Here is a 16692-nt window from a genome sequence, read left to right as displayed (position 1 = left end):
CGTCCACGGGGTGTACGGGGGGCTTCACGGCCCCCCGTACGTCGTTCCCGGGCCCTCGTCCCGGGGTTCTCCGGGGTGTCCTTGAACGTCCTGCGGCCTGAGCCGGGACCCTCCGGCGTCCCGCTACCGGCCCTTCGCCCGGGGCCCTCGGCGCTTTTTCGGCGTCCTACGCGTCGTCGCCGGGCTCCGTGGGAGCCTTCGAGCCGGTCTCGCCCGGCATCCGGACGTCCTCGACGTCGACGTTGACCTCCACGACCCGCATGCCCAGCATCCGGCTGATGGTCCGGGCCACGTTGGTCTTGACCTCGTTGGCCACGTCCATCACCACGTGCCCGTACTCCGCCACGATCGACACGTCCACGGCCGCCGTACGGTCCTGCACGTGGGCGTTGACGCCCCGGGGGCCGCGCCTGGCGATGCCCGCGCGCTCGCGCATCGGCTCCACCGCGTGGGCGGCGTCGCCTCCCAGCTCGGCGACGCCCGTGACCTCAAGCGTGGCGAGGGCCGCGACCTTCTCCACCACCTCGTCGGCGACCTTGATCCGGCCCTTCACCACGGCCGAGGACACCGCGGAGACGGGAGACACCTGAGACACCGGCGACACAGCGGACACGGGGGACGGCGCCGTCCTGGCGGGAACGGGAACGGGAACAGGGGAGGGGACGGGCACGTCGTCCGGCGTCTCGGACACGGGTGACGGCTCGGGGAGCGCCTCGACGACGGCGAGGAAGGGCTCGCCCGTGGGGAAGGCCGGCTCGTCGGAGGACGGAACCGGTGAGGGGGACGGCGAGGGCGGCTCCGTGGCGGCGGACAGGGACAGGCTGAGGGAGAACGGGCGAGTGGGCCGCCCGCCCGTCTCCGCGGAGGACACGGGGGACGCAGAGGGCACAGGGGACACGGAGGACGTGGAAGGCGTGGGAGATGTGGAGAACGTCGGAGACGCTGGGGACCCGGGGGACGCGGTCTCCTCGGTCGGCTCCTCGACGGAGACGTCGGTCATAAGGGTGCTCCTCGGCAGTCGATGATCGTGCTGGGGGGATTCTGCCGGAAATCTGCCGCATTCGTCCGTCAATACCGTGTGACATCCGCCGCCCGTTCCGTACCGGTCCAGCATCTTGGCCGGTCCAGCCCCCAAGCGAGGGCACGAGCGGCGGGCCCGGCAAGGGCGCCGGCAGGGCCCCGAGCGACGGCATGGGCAAAGGCACGAGCCGGCACCCGGACGAGGGCGCGGGCAGGGACCCGAACCACGGCGCGGTGGGGCACGGGTGAAGACCCGAACGAGGGCGCGGGCGGAGGTACGAACGGGGGCACAGACGGGGGGATCGGCGGGGCTCCGGGCGGGAGGACAGGCGGGCGGAGGCGCCGGGGGAGGCGCAAGACGGCGGGGATCGGCGTGGCAATATGCTGGCGACCATGAGCAACGAGCCGGAGGCGCAGCACGGAGCGGGGACACCGGACGCGTTCCAGAGACTCTGGACCCCTCACCGGATGGCCTACATCAAGGGCGCCAGCAAACCCACCGGTTCCGGCCCCGAGGACGGCTGCCCGTTCTGCGAGATCCCCCACATGAGCGACGAGGACGGCCTGGTCGTCGCCCGGGGGGAGACGGTCTTCGCCCTGCTCAACCTCTACCCGTACAACTCCGGCCACCTGATGGTCTGCCCTTACCGGCACGTGCCGGACTACACGGACCTGGACGAGACCGAGACCTTCGAGCTCGCCGACTTCACCCGGCGGGCGCTGGTCGCCCTGCGCAAGGCGAGCGGCGCGCAGGGCTTCAACGTGGGCATGAACCTGGGCGGTGTGGCGGGCGCCGGGATCGCCGCCCACCTGCACCAGCACGTGGTGCCCCGGTGGGGCGGCGACACCAACTTCATGCCCGTCGTCGGCCAGACCAGGGTGCTCCCTCAGCTGCTGCGCGACACCAGGGAGCTGCTCGCCGGCTCCTGGCCCGGGTCGTCGTAGCGCGAGTCGACCTCGTCCAGGGCCCTGATGCCCGCCGACAGCGTCAGCGGCACGGCGAGCGCCAGCGCCATCGACAGCACCGCGGCGCCCGAGTCGTTGACCAGCATGCCGACCACCCCGCTGACCAGGGTGCCGATCAGCCCGGCCCGCAGCGCGGGGGAGTGCGCGAACGCGGCGGGCAGCACCCCCGCGGTCGCCTGCTCGGGACGCAGCAGCGCGTAGACGAGGAACGCCACCGCGGCGATCACGACCGGCATCAGGTTGGGGCTGAGCAGCGTGCCCAGCATCGCGCCGAACTTGCGGCCGATCACGTCCATGGCCTCGCCGGTGAACACCTGGCCGACGAAGCGGCCCAGGTGTGTCTGCGAGCCCGGCGGGCGCAGATAGTCGAGGTAGGCGATGGACATCACGATGACGCCGCCCGCCACGCAGAACGCGCCCAGCTTGACGATCGAGACCCGCCTGCCCGCGATCAGCAGCGCGGTCACCGCGATGCCCGGCACGAACGCGATCACCCCGCCGAAGTCGCTGCCCACGCCCGGCCAGCCGCCCAGGATCATCGCGAAGCCGCCGAGCACCGCCACGACGACGGCCGCCACCATGCTCGCGCGGCCGCCGGGTGAGGTCCGATCGGCCGCGACGCCGCCCGCCGCCGAGCCCGCGCGGTCGCGGTGCTCCGGCAGATCCGCCGCGACGTCGTCTGCTCGAACGCGGTGCTCCGCCCGATCCGCCACGGCGCCGACCGGCCGGCCGTCGCCGACCGGCCGATCCGCCGCGACGTCGCCCGCCTGACCGCTCCCGGCCGGCACAGGCGGCGCGGTCGGCGCGGCCGGCGCGGTCGGGCGGTTCCCGCGCGCCAGCCGGTGCGCGATCGTGGCGGCCAGCAGCAGCACCGAGGTGGCGAAGAGCGCGAACGGGATGTTGCCCAGGCCGTAGTAGCGGGCCCCGACCACGGCGCTGTAGCCCATCACGCTGTTGAGCTGCAGCGTCGTCCCGGTCAGCAGGTCGCCCGCGAGCACCGTCGCGGTCACCCCGGCCACCACCCCCAGCGGCCCGAGCGGCGCCCGGCGCCAGGGCCCCGCCAGCGCCGCCGTGGCCAGCAGCAGCGCGCCTCCGGCGATCCCGCCGACCAGCGCGAGCACCGGCGATCCCGCGTGGTGCCAGGGGGTGAGGTTCACCAGGTACGTCGACACCGGCACCGAGGCCAGCGCCACCGCGGCCACCCGGACACCGGTCAGCCCCCGCCTGCGGCGCAGCAGCAGGAACGCGGTCAGGTAGAAGGCGACCTGCAGCACCGCGACCGCGGTGAAGAAGAGCCCGCCCACGTTCCTGATCGTCTCCCCGGCCACGTCGGCCCGCTCCAGCTCGACGCTCGCCGCCTCGGTGCCGCCGGTGCGCCGCTCGCTCGCCTGCCAGGGGATCCCGATCACGCCCGGCGGCGCCGCGATCCCCGTCAGGGTCAGCATCGTCGCGGTGATGTCCGGCAGGATCGTGGTGTCGTCGCGGTGGGTGGAGGCCGCCCCCAGGAAGCGGCCGGAGACGTCTCCGTCGCGCATCATGGCCACCCGCAGGTGCGGGTTGCCGCCGTGGTCGGACAGGCCCGCCAGCAGCACGCTGACATCCTTTGGCAGCACGGTCAGCACCGCCCCCGCCTTGGCGTCGGCCAGGCGCAGCGCCGCGGCCCGCTCCTGCGCGGTGAGCCGGTCCTCCTCCGGCGCCAGCCGCTCGCCGGTCACGTACGGCCGGATCAGGTCGTCGACGTCGACGGCCATCACCCGGCACCGGGTGAGCACGTCGGCGCGGATCTGCGCGGGGGAGGGGGCGTACACGTCGACCTCGCCCGAGCGGTCGGCCAGTGCCAGCGCGGCCCCGGGGCCGATCGCCAGCGTGCAGTCACCGGCGGCGCGGACCGCCTCGCCGAGGGCGCCCGCGTTGCGCTGGCCGGCGACCCGGTGCAGGTACTCGTACTCGGGGATGACCGCGCCCGCCCCGTCGGGCTCGGGCTGCGGGGGCAGCCCGCAGCCGTAGCCGACCGCCGACCTCACCCCGGCCGACACCGTGAGCCATCCGTCGTAGGGGCAGGTCACCCTGCCCACCGCGCGGACCGACAAAGAACCGACCGCGCTCAGCCCGGCCAGCCGCCACAGGTTCGGGGTGCCGGTGGGGCTGAGATCGCTCCACCGCAGACCGGGAACGCCGATCAGCATCACCCGTCCGTCGGCCTGCGTGGCGGAGTGCGCGGCCCCGGGCCACAGCAGTCCCAGCACCATCGCAAGCGCGACAAGCGTCCGCTTCACGAACGACCTCCCCTTCAGCTCCAGCCAGGTGCTGGCACCGTAGGGGAAGATCGTGCCACGGGTCCAGCCGCGCCGGGGACCGGCGGGCCGCCGCCGCGCCCGGGGCTCAGGTCCCGGAGGGCGCGCTCTCGTTCTGCAGGCGGTCGAGGGCGGTGACCAGGTAGGTGCCGCCGCCCGTCGCGGTGAAGGCCTGGCGGTCGCCGGGCGCCGCGGGCACGATCGCGACCAGGTTGCGGGCGTCGGCGGTGGCGCACTCTCCGGGCTTGCCCGAGGCGATCCGGTACACCGCGTACGAGCGGGCGTCAGGGGAGCTCCTCCAGCTGAGCGAGGTGCCCTGGAGCCGCAGGTCGGCGGGCCTGGCCGGGGCCTGGCCGCCGCGGTCCCTCATCAGGGGCAGCAGTGCCGGGCGACCGTAATGGTCCTTGACGACGCGGTCGAGCGCGCCCAGCGGGTTGGTGGAGAGCTGCTTGGCGCTGAAGTAGACGTCGCCGGAGACCTGCCCGTACCTGCGGTTGCGCGTGAGGTGGGAGGACATCTCGCCGGGCCTGGTCCAGGCGGCGGTGTCGGTGGCGCCGACCCGGTACAGGCCCTGGCCGATGTAGAGCTGCACCCCGGTGCCCTTGACCTCGTTCGCCCACCAGGGCGTCAGCACGTCGTAGTCGGCGATCTTGAACCCGCGCGGCCAGTAGAGCTGGGGGATGACGTAGTCGACCGTGCCCTTCTTGATCCAGTGGCGGGCGTCGGCGTAGATGGAGTCGTACGCGGACATGCCGCCGGTGGCCGAGCCGGTGGGGTCCTCCGCCTTGTTGCGCCAGATCCCGAACGGGCTGATGCCGAACTTCACGCTGTTCCTGACCTCGTGGACGGTCTTGTCGACCTGCGCGACCAGCTTGTCGACGTTGGAGCGGCGCCAGTCGGCGAGCTTGGCGCCCTTGCCGTACTTGGCGAACGCGGCGCCGTCGGCGAACTTCGCGCCCGGGACGGGGTAGGGGTAGAAGTAGTCGTCGAAGTGGACACCGTCGACGTCGTAGCGGGTCACCACGTCCTTGACGACCTTGGTGACGTAGTCGCGGACCGCGGGAAGGCCGGGGTTGTAGTAGGCCAGGTCCCCGTACTTCACGATCCACTCGGGGTGCAGCCGGGCGGGGTGCCTCGCGGGCAGCCTGGACAGGTCGCCGTCGGCGGCCGCGCGGTACGGGTTGAACCACGCGTGGAACTCCAGGCCGCGCCGGTGGGCCTCGGCGACGAGGAAGGGCAGCGGGTCCCAGCCGGGGTCCTTGCCCGCCGTGCCGGTCAGATACTGCGACCACGGCTCCAGGTCGGACTTGTACAGCGCGTCGGACGCGGGGCGGACCTGGACGAACACCGCGTTGAACCGCCGCTTGACCGCGTTGTCGAGGATCTTGACGTACTCGGCCTGCTGGCGGGCCGGGGACAGGCCGGTCCGCGAGGGCCAGTCGATGTTCTTGACCGTGGCGATCCACACCCCGCGCAGCTGCCGCTTGGGGTATCTCGCGTCCACCTCGCACCGCGCCGAGGTCGTCGAGCCGACCGTCTCGGCCGGGACCGCCGGGCTCTTCGCGGCCTTGGGCCGGGCGGGCGCGGCTTCGGGGCCGAAGGTGTAGGCGGCTCCCGTGGTCAGGACGGCGAGCGCGGCAGCGGCCAGGAGAGGGCGTCCGTATCGCATGGTTCCCCAGTGTGGCACCAGCGCCGGTGTGCTTTGACCGGAAAAACGAAATCCTTTCGTGATGACTCTGTTACATGTGTGCATGCTGGGGGAGGTGCGCCGGACGGTGCGCTTTCCCCGGGGGGCGGGCTCCGTCCGGCGCGCGTCTCACCGCCCTGTCAGCCGGTGACTTTGTCCATCAGGTGCGAGGGCAGCGGCTCGTAGCGCAGGAAGACCCGCCGGAACGTCCCCGTCCCGTGTGACATGGATCTCAGATCGATCGAGTACCGCGTGATCTCCAGCGCGGGCACCTCGGCCCTGACCAGGGTACGGCCGGTGCCCACCGGCTCCGTGCCGAGCACGCGGCCCCTGCGCGAGGACAGGTCGGACATCACCGCGCCGACGTGGTCGTCGGCGATCAGGATGGACACCTCGTCGACCGGTTCGAGCAGCAGCGTGGGCACCTTGGCCGCGGCCTCCTTCAGCGCGAGCGCCCCGGCGATCTGGAACGCCATGTCGGAGGAGTCGACCGAGTGGGCCTTGCCGTCGTACAGCGTCACCCGTACGTCCACCATGGGGTACCCGGCGAGCACCCCGCGCTGCATCTGGGTGCGCACCCCCTTCTCCACCGAGGGGATGAACTGGCGCGGCACCACGCCGCCGACGATCTTGTCCACGAACTCGAAGCCGCCGCCGGACGGCAGGGGCTCGACCTCCAGGTGGCAGACGGCGAACTGGCCGTGGCCACCGGTCTGCTTGACGTTGCGGCCCAGGGCCTGGCAGCTGCCGCCGAAGGTCTCCCTGAGCGGCACCCGCAGCTCGGTCTTCTCCACCTCCACGCCGTGCCGCCTGCTGAGGCGGTCGAGCAGCACGTCGGTGTGGGCCTCGCCCATGCACCACAGCACCAGCTGTCGGGTCTCGGGGTTGTTCTCCAGCCGGAGCGTCGGGTCCTCGGCGACCAGCCGCTGCAGCGCCTGGCCCAGCTTGTCGTCGTCGGCCTTGGACCGGGGCTGGATCGCCACGGGCAGCAGCGGCTCCGGCATGCTCCAGGCCGTCATCAGCAGCGGGTTCTCCCGGTCGGACAGGGTGTCGCCGGTCTCCGCGCGCGACAGCTTGGCCACCGCCGCGATGTCCCCGGCCACGCACTTGGCGGTCGTCCGCTGGTGCTTGCCCAGCGGCGAGGAGAGCGCGCCGATGCGCTCGTCCACGTCGTGGTCCTCGTGCCCCCGGTCGGACAGGCCGTGCCCCGAGACGTGCACCGTCATGTCCGGGCGCAGCGTGCCGGAGAAGACGCGTACCAGGCTGATCCTGCCCACGTACGGGTCGCTGGTGGTCTTGATCACCTCGGCGACCAGCGGGCCCTCGGGGTCGCAGGTGACGCCGGGGACGGACCGGCCGTCGATCGACATGATCTCCGGCAGGGGGTGCTCGGGCGGGGCGGGGAACCCCTGGGTGATGAGCTCCAGGATCTCCAGCGCGCCCACGCCGGCCCCCGCGGCCAGCACCGGGTAGAAGCCGCCGCGCGCGACGGCCTTCTCCAGGTCCTCGATGAGGGCCTTGGTGTCGGTCTCCTCGCCGGAGAGGTAGCGGTCCATCAGGGACTCGTCCTCGCTCTCCTGGATGACGCCCTCGATCAGGGCGCCCCGGTAGAGCTCGATCTGGTCCGCGTAGGCGGGGCCGGGGGCGTTCTCCGTCCGGGTGCCGGTCGCGTAGTTGTAGAACTTCTGGCTGAGCAGGCCGATCAGGCCGTTCACCTTGCCGTTGGTCACCACCGGCAGGTACAGCGGCGAGACGCCGTCGCCGAAGGCGTCCTGGCAGGCGGCGAGGACGTCCTCGAAGTTCGCCCGCTGGTGGTCGATCTTGGTGATCACGACCGCGCGGGGCATCCCGACCGCCGCGCACTCGTCCCAGAGCATCCTGGTCAGGCCGTCCACGCCCTCGACGGCCGAGACGACGAACAGCGCCGCGTCGGCCCCGCGCAGCCCGGCGCGCAGGTCGCCGACGAAGTCGGCGTAGCCGGGGGTGTCCAGCAGGTTGATCTTGATGTCGTTGTGGACCACGGGGGCCACGGTCAGGTTCACCGAGCGCTGCTGGCGCACCTCGACCTCGTCGAAGTCGCTGACGGTCGTGCCGTCCTCGACCCGGCCGGACCGCTGGACGGTCCGCGTCGCGGCCAGCAACGCCTCCACAAGTGTCGTCTTCCCGGCACCGGAATGGCCGACCAGCACGACGTTTCGTATCATGCCGGGCCGGTCGGCCGCGGGTGCCCTCCCCGCGGCTCCCGCTGTTCCGCCGGTCGCTCTCTCCGCCACATCGCCTCCCGCGTCGTTGCCGAAGGGGCGCGGCCTGGTGGGGCCACACCCCCGGGGTCCGCCGCCGAGCCCGCGCGCCGCGCGCACTCGGTCTGTTCACCAAATACCCATGTGGCGAATATCACAAGAGGGATGTGGCGATCCTCTTGCGAGAGGCGGACCGGATCGCTACGTATTCAGTCGTCCCGGCGGCTCCGCACGGCCCCCGTGAACGCCGTTCGCCCATGGCTCGCCGCTCCCCGTCGCCGATGCGCGCCCGGGGGCCAGGTGGCCTACGATCGGAGCGCCATGCTGAAACTTCTGCGTCCCGCCGTCACCAGGCTCTTGACCCCGCTGGGCAGGGCGCTGACCCGCCGCGGGATCAGCCCCGACGCGGTCACCGCCGCCGGCACCCTCGGCACCGTCGCCGCGGCCCTGTTCTTCTACCCGCGGGGCCAGCTGTTCCTGGGCACGGTGGTGATCACCTTCTTCGTGCTGGCCGACCTCCTCGACGGGGTGATGGCCAGGATGACGGGCCAGGGGAGCACCTGGGGCGCCTTCCTCGACTCGACCCTCGACCGGGTCGGCGACGCGGGCATCTTCTCCGGGCTGGTGTTCTGGTTCGTCGTGAGCGGGCAGCGGGTGCTGGCGGGGGTCGCGCTGTTCTGCCTCGTCGCGGGGGCGGTGGTCTCGTACGTCAAGGCCAGGGCCGAGGCGCTGGGCATGACGTGCGACGTCGGCCTCGCCGAGCGGCCCGAGCGCCTGGTCGTCGGCCTGGTCTCCGCCGGTCTCGGCGGCCTCGGCGTGCCGTACGTCCTGGCCGCGGGGCTCTGGCTGCTCGCCGCCGCCAGCGCGGTCACGGTCGGCCAGCGCCTGCTGCACGTGCGCCGGCAGGCCGTTTCCATCCCGCCCCGGACCCTCCGCTGATCGGAAAGATCGATGACCGACAAGCCCTCCCCCCAGGACCGTCTCGTCGCCGCGGCGTTCGGCGCCGGCTGGACGGTCGTGCCCCGCCTGCCCGAGAGGCTCACCGCCTGGGCCTTCCGCGCCGCCGCCGACCGGCTGTGGAGGCGCCGCGGGAAGTCGGTGCTCAGGCTGGAGGCCAACCTCGCCAGGGTGAGGGGCACCTCGCCAGGCGACCCGGCGATCCGGGCGCTCAGCCGCGACGGCATGCGCTCCTACTTCCGCTACTTCCACGAGGTGTTCCGGCTGCCCTCGATCCCCATCGAGAAGATCGTCTCCCGCATGCGGGTGGTCGGGGCCGAGCCCGTCTACGACAACCTCGCCAAGGGGCGCGGCGTGGTCATGGCCCTGCCGCACATGGGCAACTGGGACCAGGCGGGCGCCTGGTTCGCCGGGACGGGCCACCCGTTCACCACGGTCGCCGAGCGGCTCAAGCCCGAGTCGCTGTTCCACCGCTACACCGCCTTCCGCGAGGGGCTCGGCATGGAGGTGCTGCCGCTCACCGGCGGTGACGGGCACACCTTCGGCACCCTGGCGCAGCGCCTGCGCGCCGGCCTGCCGGTCGCCCTGCCCGCCGAGCGCGACCTGACCGCGAACGGGGTCGAGGTGCAGTTCTTCGGCGCGGCCACCCGGATGCCCGCCGGTCCCGGCCTGCTGGCCGTGCACACCGGGGCCGCCCTCATCCCGGCGATCCCCTACTTCGAGAAGGACGGCTGGGGGCTGCAGTTCCACGAGGAGATCGCGATCCCGGCCGAGGGCACCAGGAAGGAGAAGGTGGCCGTCGTCATGCAGAGCCTCGCCACCGTCTTCGAGAAGGGCATCGCCGAGCACCCCGAGGACTGGCACATGCTCCAGCGCCTCTGGCTGGAGGACCTGGAGCCCCGGGAGTCCCGGGAGCCCGGGGAGACAAGGCCATGAGGATCGGCATCGTCTGCCCCTACACGTGGGACGTGCCGGGCGGCGTCCAGGTGCACATCCAGGACCTGGCCGAGGCGCTCATGGCCGACGGCCACCACGTCTCGGTGATCTCCCCGGCGGCCGAGAACGCCGTGCTGCCCCCGTACGTGACCTCGGCCGGCCGCGCCGTCCCGGTGCCGTTCAACGGGTCGGTGGCCAGGATGTCGTTCGGGTTCCTGTCGGCGAACCGGGTGCGCCGCTGGGTGCGCGAGGGCCGCTTCGACGTGCTGCACGTGCACGAGCCGGCCATCCCCTCGCTCGGGCTGCTCGCCTGCTGGGTGGCGAGGGGGCCGATCGTGGCCACCTTCCACGCCTCGTACGGCAACTCCCGCTCCTTCTCGGTCGGGGTGCCGGTGATCATGAGCGCGCTGGAGAAGATCGGCGGCAGGATCGCGGTGTCCGACGCCGCGAGGAAGACCCTGGTGGAGTTCATGGGCGGCGACGCCGTGCTCATCCCCAACGGGGTGACCGTGAGCCGCTACGCCGAGGGCGAGCCGCTGCCCGGCTGGGACGAGGGCGAGGTGATCGGCTTCCTGGGCCGGATGGACGAGCCGCGCAAGGGCCTGCCGGTGCTGCTGGAGGCGTTCGCCCTGCTGGCCGCCGAGCGGCCCGCGCTGCGGCTGCTCCTGGCGGGGCCCGGCGACGCCGACGAGGTGCTGGAGCGGGTCCCGCCCGCCTTCCACGACCGGATCGGACTGCTCGGCATGGTCAGCGAGGAGGACAAGGTGCGGGCGTACCACACGGTCGACGTCTTCTGCGCGCCCAACCTGGGCGGTGAGAGCTTCGGCATCGTGCTGACCGAGGCGATGTCGGCCGGGGCCGCGATCCTGGCGAGCGACATCCCGGCCTTCCGCAAGGTGCTCGACGAGGGCGGGGCGGGGGCGCTGTTCGAGACGGGCGACGCCCGGTCGCTCGCCCGCGAGGCCGCCGCGCTGCTCGACGATCCCGGGCGCCGGGCCAGGCTGTCGGAGGAGGCCCGCCTCGCCGTGCGCAAGTACGACTGGTCGACGGTCGCCCGTGACGTCCTGCGGGTCTACGAGACCGTGGCGAGCACGGCCGGGGTCGAGGAGGTCGAGGAGGACGCCGCGGTGGGCCCGGTGACGGGCCCTGTGACGAGCGCGGCCGGCGCGGAAGGCACAGCCGGCGCGGCCGGGATCGGGGCCGGGAGGGGCGACGCGCCGTGACGACCACGCTGATCCTGGTGGTGGGCGCGATCGTGGTGCTCCTCGCCGTCTACGTCTCCTGGCGGGCCGGGCGGCTCGACCGGATGCACATCCGGCTGGAGCTGGCCCGCGAGTCCCTGGACGCCGCCCTGGTGCGGCGCACCGCCGTCAGCCTGGAGCTGGCGGCCTCCCGGCTGCTGGACCCGGCGACGAGCCTGGTGCTGGCCGCGGCCGCCCACGAGGCCCGTACGGCGGGTCCCGAGGAGCGCGAGCACGCCGAGAGCGACCTGTCGCGCGCCCTGCGCGCCGTCGTCGACCAGGAGCGCTTCCGCGACCGGCTGGCCGACACCCCGGCGGGCTCCGACCTGCTGGAGGAGCTGGACGCGGCGGTGGCCAAGGTCCTCTACTCCCGCAGGTTCTACAACAACTCGGTGGGCGTCACCCGGACGGCGCAGCGCCGCTGGCTGGCCCGCACGCTGCGGCTCGCCGGGCACACCGAGTATCCGGCCTTCTTCGAGATCGACGACGCGCCCCCGAAGGCCCTGGCCGCCGAATAAGGATGATTAAGGCCTATAAACCGGACTATCTGACAAGTCGGGCACCGGTAAGCTCTTGGCGATTCGTGGCTGATTGGCCGAGTAGCTGATTGGCCGACTGGCCGATTGTCCGACTTGAGGAGACGAACCGTGCGGGTGCCCCGGATGATCGCCGTCGCGCTGGCGGGAGTCGCGATCCTGGCGCCCGCCGCCTGTTCCTCCGACGATCCGGCCGCGCCGGGCAGCCCCGCGGGGGCGGCCGACGAGCCGAGCGCGGTCCCGGCCCCCACGCCCGAGCCGACGCACCCCTTCACCGGCCTGCCCGGCGCGGCCCGCAAGCCGGTGCTCGCGGTGAAGATCGAGAACACCTCGGCGGGCAAGCCGCAGCTCGGCCTGAAGAGCGCCGACGTCGTCTACGTCGAGCAGGTCGAGGCGGGCCTGACCCGCCTGATGGCGATCTTCTCCTCGAAGATCCCGGCGAAGATCGGCCCGGTCCGCAGCGCCCGCATCTCCGACCTGCACATCGTCCCGCAGTTCGGCAGGCCCGCCTTCGCCTACTCGGGCGCGCAGACCAAGATGCTCCCCTTCATCGCCGAGGCGCCCCTCTTCGACGTCTCCGACAGCAGGGAGCCGGGCGCGTACTTCCGCCAGCCGGGGCGCTTCGCCCCCTACAACCTGTTCGCCAACACCAGGCGGCTGCTGGCCGGGGCGCCCAAGGCGACCAAGGCCAGGGACATCGGGTTCACCTTCGGCGACCCGCCCGAGGGCGGCGTGCCGCGCAAGACGTACAGCGTGAGATATCCGGCGGCGCGCTTCACCTTCGGCTGGTCGGAGACGGCGGGCAAGTGGCTGATCTGGCAGGACGGCAAGAAGGACATGGCGGCCGAGGGCGGCCAGCTCGGCGCGCCCACGATCGTCGTGCAGTACACCAAGACGGAGCGCTCGCAGTTCCACGACAAGAACCAGAGCTACACCCCGCTGGTGCACAGCACCGGCAAGGGCAGGGCGATCGTGCTCCGCGACGGCCAGGCGTTCAAGGCCCGCTGGTCGCGGCCCAAGGAGAAGGACGGCACCGTCTTCACCACCGAGGCGGGCGAGGCGATGAACTTCGCCCCGGGACAGGTCTGGGTCGTGCTCGCCTCCGCCAAACCCGTCATTCCCTGACGCGCAACCCCTCCATCCTGTCCAAGAAGATCGTCCAAGAGTGACAAGGCGTCGTGTAAGGGGGCAGGCCGCCAGCGCCTACGATGGAAGCGTAGTGGCCGTCCCCCGAGGACGGCCCGTGATCCGCAGCCAGCCGTCGTGAGGTAGAGACCGTGTCCAGCAGCACGCCCGAAGTCAGCGAGACCACCGTCACCGGAACCGCCCGGGTCAAGCGCGGCATGGCAGAGATGCTCAAGGGCGGCGTCATCATGGACGTCGTCAACGCCGAGCAGGCCAAGATCGCCGAGGACGCCGGCGCCGTCGCCGTCATGGCTCTTGAGCGGGTGCCCGCCGACATCCGCGCCCAGGGCGGCGTCTCCCGGATGAGCGACCCCGACATGATCGACGGCATCATCGCCGCCGTCTCGATCCCGGTCATGGCCAAGGCCCGCATCGGCCACTTCGTCGAGGCCCAGGTGCTCCAGTCGCTCGGCGTCGACTACATCGACGAGTCCGAGGTGCTCACCCCGGCCGACTACGCCAACCACATCGACAAGTGGCAGTTCACGGTGCCCTTCGTCTGCGGCGCGACCAACCTGGGCGAGGCGCTGCGCCGCCTCACCGAGGGCGCGGCGATGATCCGCTCCAAGGGCGAGGCCGGCACCGGTGACGTCTCCAACGCCACCACCCACATGCGCAAGATCAGGGGCGAGATCAAGCGCCTGGGCTCGCTGCCCGAGGACGAGCTCTACGTCGCGGCCAAGGAGCTCCAGGCGCCGTACGAGCTGGTCGCCGAGGTCGCCAGGACCGGCAAGCTGCCGGTCGTGCTGTTCACCGCGGGCGGCATCGCCACCCCGGCCGACGCGGCGATGATGATGCAGCTCGGCGCCGAGGGCGTGTTCGTCGGCTCGGGCATCTTCAAGTCCGGCAACCCGGCCGAGCGCGCCTCCGCGATCGTCAAGGCCACCACCTTCTACGATGACCCCGACGTCATCGCGAAGGTCTCCCGCGGTCTGGGTGAGGCCATGGTCGGCATCAACGTCGACGACATCCCGGCCCCGCACCGGCTCGCCGAGCGCGGCTGGTAGAGCGGGCGGGGGCGCCGAGAGCCCCCTGGAAACCTCCGGAAAACCGGGCAAAAGGCGATCTCCGTGACGGAGATCGCCTTTTCCCTGACAGGAGGAGTTAACTCCTCGGTCATGGTGCTCCGCGAGGCTGACGGGCGTTCGAGCCCGATCACCCGGGAGGTTTCCCTTGTCGAAGTTCACCCGCCGGTCCTTCCTCGTCACCGGCATCGCGGCCGGCGCGGCGGCGGGCATCCCGGCCGCCGCCGCGCACGCCGATCCAGGGCCCGTCCAGGAGAGCGCCGAGTCCCAGGCGTCCCTGGCCTCCCGCGGCCTGCGTTCGGACCCCTTCACGCTCGGCGTCGCCTGCGGCGACCCCGACTCCGGCGGCTTCGTGATCTGGACCCGCCTGGCGCCCCAGCCGCTCGCCGAGGACGGCCTGGGCGGCATGCCCGCCCGGCCCTTCGCCGTCGAGTGGCACGTCTACGGCGACGAGAGGGGCCGCCGCGTGCTGCGCAGGGGCGTGGCCGTCGCCACCCCCGAGTGGGGCCACAGCGTCCACGTCGAGCTGAACGGGCTGCCCTCCGACAGGGACTACTGGTACCGCTTCAAGGTCGGCCCGTACGTCTCACCGATCGGCAGGGCCAGGACGGCCCCGCACGCCCTCTCCCACGGCTCGGCCCTGGCGATGGCGTTCGTCTCCTGCGCCCAGTACGAGCACGGCTACTTCACCGCCTACGGGCGCCTGGCGGAGGAGCGGCCCGACCTGATCCTGCACCTGGGCGACTACCAGTACGAGTACCGGCGCGACACCTACACCATCCCCGGCGGCAACATCCGCCACCACGAGGGGCCGGAGACCGAGAGCCTGGCGAACTACCGCCAGCGGCACGCCCAGTACAAGACCGACCCCGACCTGCAGGCCGCGCACGCCGCCGCCCCCTGGCTGGTCGTCTGGGACGACCACGAGCTGGACAACAACTGGGCCGACGAGGTGCCGGAGAAGCCCGAGGTGCCCCAGCCGAACTTCCTCGCCCGGCGCGAGGCGGCCTTCAGGGCCTACTACGAGAACATGCCGCTGCGGCGCTCCGCCATTCCCAGGGGCGTCGACATGCAGCTCTACCGGCGCGTCCGGTGGGGGAAGATGGCGACCTTCCACATGCTCGACACCCGTCAGTACCGCAGCGACCAGGGCTGCGGCGACGGCTACAGCGACTGCCCGGCCGCGGTCGACCCCGCCCGCTCGATCACCGGCGACGCGCAGGAGCGCTGGCTGCTGGACGGCATGCGGCGCTCGGAGGCGCGCTGGGACGTGCTCGGCCAGCAGGTCTTCTTCGCCCAGCGCGACAACAACGCCGGGCCCGCCAAGATCACCAGCCAGGACGCCTGGGACGGCTACGTCGCCTCGCGGCAGCGCATCACCCAGGGCTGGGTGGACGCCAAGGTGCGCAACCCCGTGGTGCTCACCGGCGACGTGCACGCCCACTGGGCGAGCGACCTCAAGCTCGACTACGACGACCCCACCACCCGCACGGTCGGCTCCGAGCTGGTCGCCTCGTCCATCACCACGGGCGGCGACGGCGTCGACTCCGACCCGGCGGCCCACCCGTACCTGACGATCAACCCGCACCTGAAGTTCTACAACAACCAGCGCGGCTACGTGCTGACCCGGATCGAGCGCGACCGTCTCACCGCCGACTTCAAGGTGCTGCCGCAGGTGACGCGGCCGGGGGCGGCGGCGCACACCAAGGCGACGTTCGTGATCGAGGACCGGGTCCCCGGCGTGCAGCGGACGTACCTGCGCCCGGTCGACCCCTCGGCCGCCAGGACCCCCGGGATCGACTGGATCCAGGAGACCGTGGACCTGGAGACCAAGCGTCCCTGAGCTCGTGGTGATCACCTGTCACCACCGTCACGGGCGCCCCGGCGGATCCTCGCCGGGGCGCCCGTGGCGCGTTCCGGCGGGGTTTTCCCCGGGGCGAACCGGTTTGGGAACGCCCGGCCGGTAGCCATACGCTGAAGAGGCACCCCACCCGCACGGGAAGGACCATCGGTGACCATCGTCCCCACGATCGGCGTGTTCGCGCTGCAAGGAGACGTGCGCGAGCACGTGCGCGCCCTGGAGGCGGTGGGCGCGAGAGCGGTCACCGTACGGCGTCCCCGCGAGCTGGAGGCGGTCGACGGCCTCGTCGTCCCCGGCGGGGAGTCCACCACGATGTGGAAGCTCGCCGAGACCTTCGAGCTGCTCGAACCGCTCCGTATGCGGATCAAGGCGGGCATGCCCGCCTACGGCTCCTGCGCTGGGATGATCATGCTGGCCGACCGGATCGAGGGCGGGATCGAGGGCCAGCAGACGATCGGCGGCATCGACATGGTCGTCCGCCGCAACGCCTTCGGGCGCCAGGTCGACTCCTTCGAGGCCGACGTCGACTTCGCCGGTCGCGGCGGCATGCGGGCCGTCTTCATCCGCGCCCCCTGGGTGGAATCCGTGGGTTCGGAGGTCGAAGTGCTGGCGCTGGCCGAACCTGGGGATAGGATCGTCGCGGTCCGCCAAGGACCGTTGCTCGCCACGTCCTTCCACCCGGAACTTACCGGGGATGTCGGTGTGCATTCATATTTCGCTGAGATGGTGAGGGAGCTCTAGGCG

13 protein-coding genes are annotated in these 16692 nt (G+C 72.2%); 9 read left to right on the top strand and 4 right to left on the bottom strand.

Translation table 11 applies throughout. The features are described 5' to 3' along the window. Positions 1-166: 166 nt before the first annotated feature. Positions 167-889 (bottom strand): Asp23/Gls24 family envelope stress response protein, encoded by a 723-nt coding sequence (locus ACSC1Q_RS00310; RefSeq protein ID WP_436756597.1) that lies wholly within the window; start codon positions 887-889, stop codon positions 167-169. A 524-nt stretch (positions 890-1413) separates the two neighbouring features. On the opposite strand from ACSC1Q_RS00310, the gene ACSC1Q_RS00305 reads away from it, so the two are divergent. Further along, positions 1414-1965, top strand: a complete 552-nt coding sequence (locus ACSC1Q_RS00305) for an HIT family protein (RefSeq protein WP_436756596.1) — start codon at positions 1414-1416, stop codon at positions 1963-1965. On the opposite strand, the gene ACSC1Q_RS00300 is transcribed toward ACSC1Q_RS00305, so the two are convergent. From ACSC1Q_RS00300 to ACSC1Q_RS00290, 3 genes are all read right to left on the bottom strand, one after another. Then, positions 1908-4262, bottom strand: a complete 2355-nt coding sequence (locus ACSC1Q_RS00300) for a hypothetical protein (RefSeq protein WP_436756595.1) — start codon at positions 4260-4262, stop codon at positions 1908-1910. The genes ACSC1Q_RS00305 and ACSC1Q_RS00300 overlap by 58 nt on opposite strands. Before the next feature lie 106 nt (positions 4263-4368). Next, positions 4369-5949 carry a glycoside hydrolase family 10-like protein gene (locus ACSC1Q_RS00295; protein ID WP_436756594.1) on the bottom strand — a complete coding sequence of 527 codons (1581 nt, stop codon included), beginning with the start codon at positions 5947-5949 and terminating at the stop codon, positions 4369-4371. A gap of 158 nt (positions 5950-6107) precedes the next feature. Continuing rightward, positions 6108-8240 carry an elongation factor G-like protein EF-G2 gene (locus tag ACSC1Q_RS00290; RefSeq protein ID WP_436756593.1) on the bottom strand — a complete coding sequence of 711 codons (2133 nt, stop codon included), beginning with the start codon at positions 8238-8240 and terminating at the stop codon, positions 6108-6110. Positions 8241-8528: 288 nt separating this feature from the next. On the opposite strand from ACSC1Q_RS00290, the gene pgsA reads away from it, so the two are divergent. The 8 genes from pgsA to pdxT all read left to right on the top strand — a co-directional run bounded on the left by pgsA (position 8529) and on the right by pdxT (position 16689). Then, on the top strand, positions 8529-9146 hold the full coding sequence (gene pgsA, locus ACSC1Q_RS00285; RefSeq protein WP_436756592.1) for a phosphatidylinositol phosphate synthase: 618 nt from the start codon (positions 8529-8531) through the stop codon (positions 9144-9146). Between the two features lie 12 nt (positions 9147-9158). After that, positions 9159-10100, top strand: coding sequence for a phosphatidylinositol mannoside acyltransferase (locus tag ACSC1Q_RS00280; RefSeq protein WP_436756591.1), 942 nt, complete (start codon positions 9159-9161; stop codon positions 10098-10100). Further along, on the top strand, positions 10097-11323 hold the full coding sequence (locus ACSC1Q_RS00275) for a glycosyltransferase family 4 protein (protein WP_436756590.1): 1227 nt from the start codon (positions 10097-10099) through the stop codon (positions 11321-11323). Before ACSC1Q_RS00280 ends, ACSC1Q_RS00275 begins: the two co-directional genes overlap by 4 nt. After that, on the top strand, positions 11320-11859 hold the full coding sequence (locus ACSC1Q_RS00270; protein ID WP_436756589.1) for a LemA family protein: 540 nt from the start codon (positions 11320-11322) through the stop codon (positions 11857-11859). The genes ACSC1Q_RS00275 and ACSC1Q_RS00270 overlap by 4 nt, the downstream gene beginning before the upstream one ends. 129 nt (positions 11860-11988) lie before the next feature. Further along, the gene (locus ACSC1Q_RS00265; protein WP_436756588.1) at positions 11989-13002 is read left to right on the top strand and encodes a DUF3048 domain-containing protein; all 1014 of its coding nucleotides are present in this window, start codon (positions 11989-11991) and stop codon (positions 13000-13002) included. A 152-nt stretch (positions 13003-13154) separates the two neighbouring features. Beyond that, a complete protein-coding gene (gene pdxS / locus ACSC1Q_RS00260; protein ID WP_344749964.1) occupies positions 13155-14069 on the top strand; it encodes a pyridoxal 5'-phosphate synthase lyase subunit PdxS in 915 nt (304 codons plus the stop codon). A gap of 166 nt (positions 14070-14235) precedes the next feature. Then, positions 14236-15930, top strand: coding sequence for an alkaline phosphatase D family protein (locus ACSC1Q_RS00255; RefSeq protein ID WP_436756587.1), 1695 nt, complete (start codon positions 14236-14238; stop codon positions 15928-15930). Positions 15931-16098: 168 nt separating this feature from the next. Then, positions 16099-16689 carry a pyridoxal 5'-phosphate synthase glutaminase subunit PdxT gene (pdxT, locus tag ACSC1Q_RS00250; RefSeq protein WP_436756586.1) on the top strand — a complete coding sequence of 197 codons (591 nt, stop codon included), beginning with the start codon at positions 16099-16101 and terminating at the stop codon, positions 16687-16689. Positions 16690-16692: the final 3 nt, after the last annotated feature.

The organism is Streptosporangium heterodermiicola, assembly GCF_051390675.1.
Lineage (GTDB): Bacteria > Actinomycetota > Actinomycetes > Streptosporangiales > Streptosporangiaceae > Streptosporangium.
This window is presented reverse-complemented; position numbering and strand designations above follow the sequence as displayed.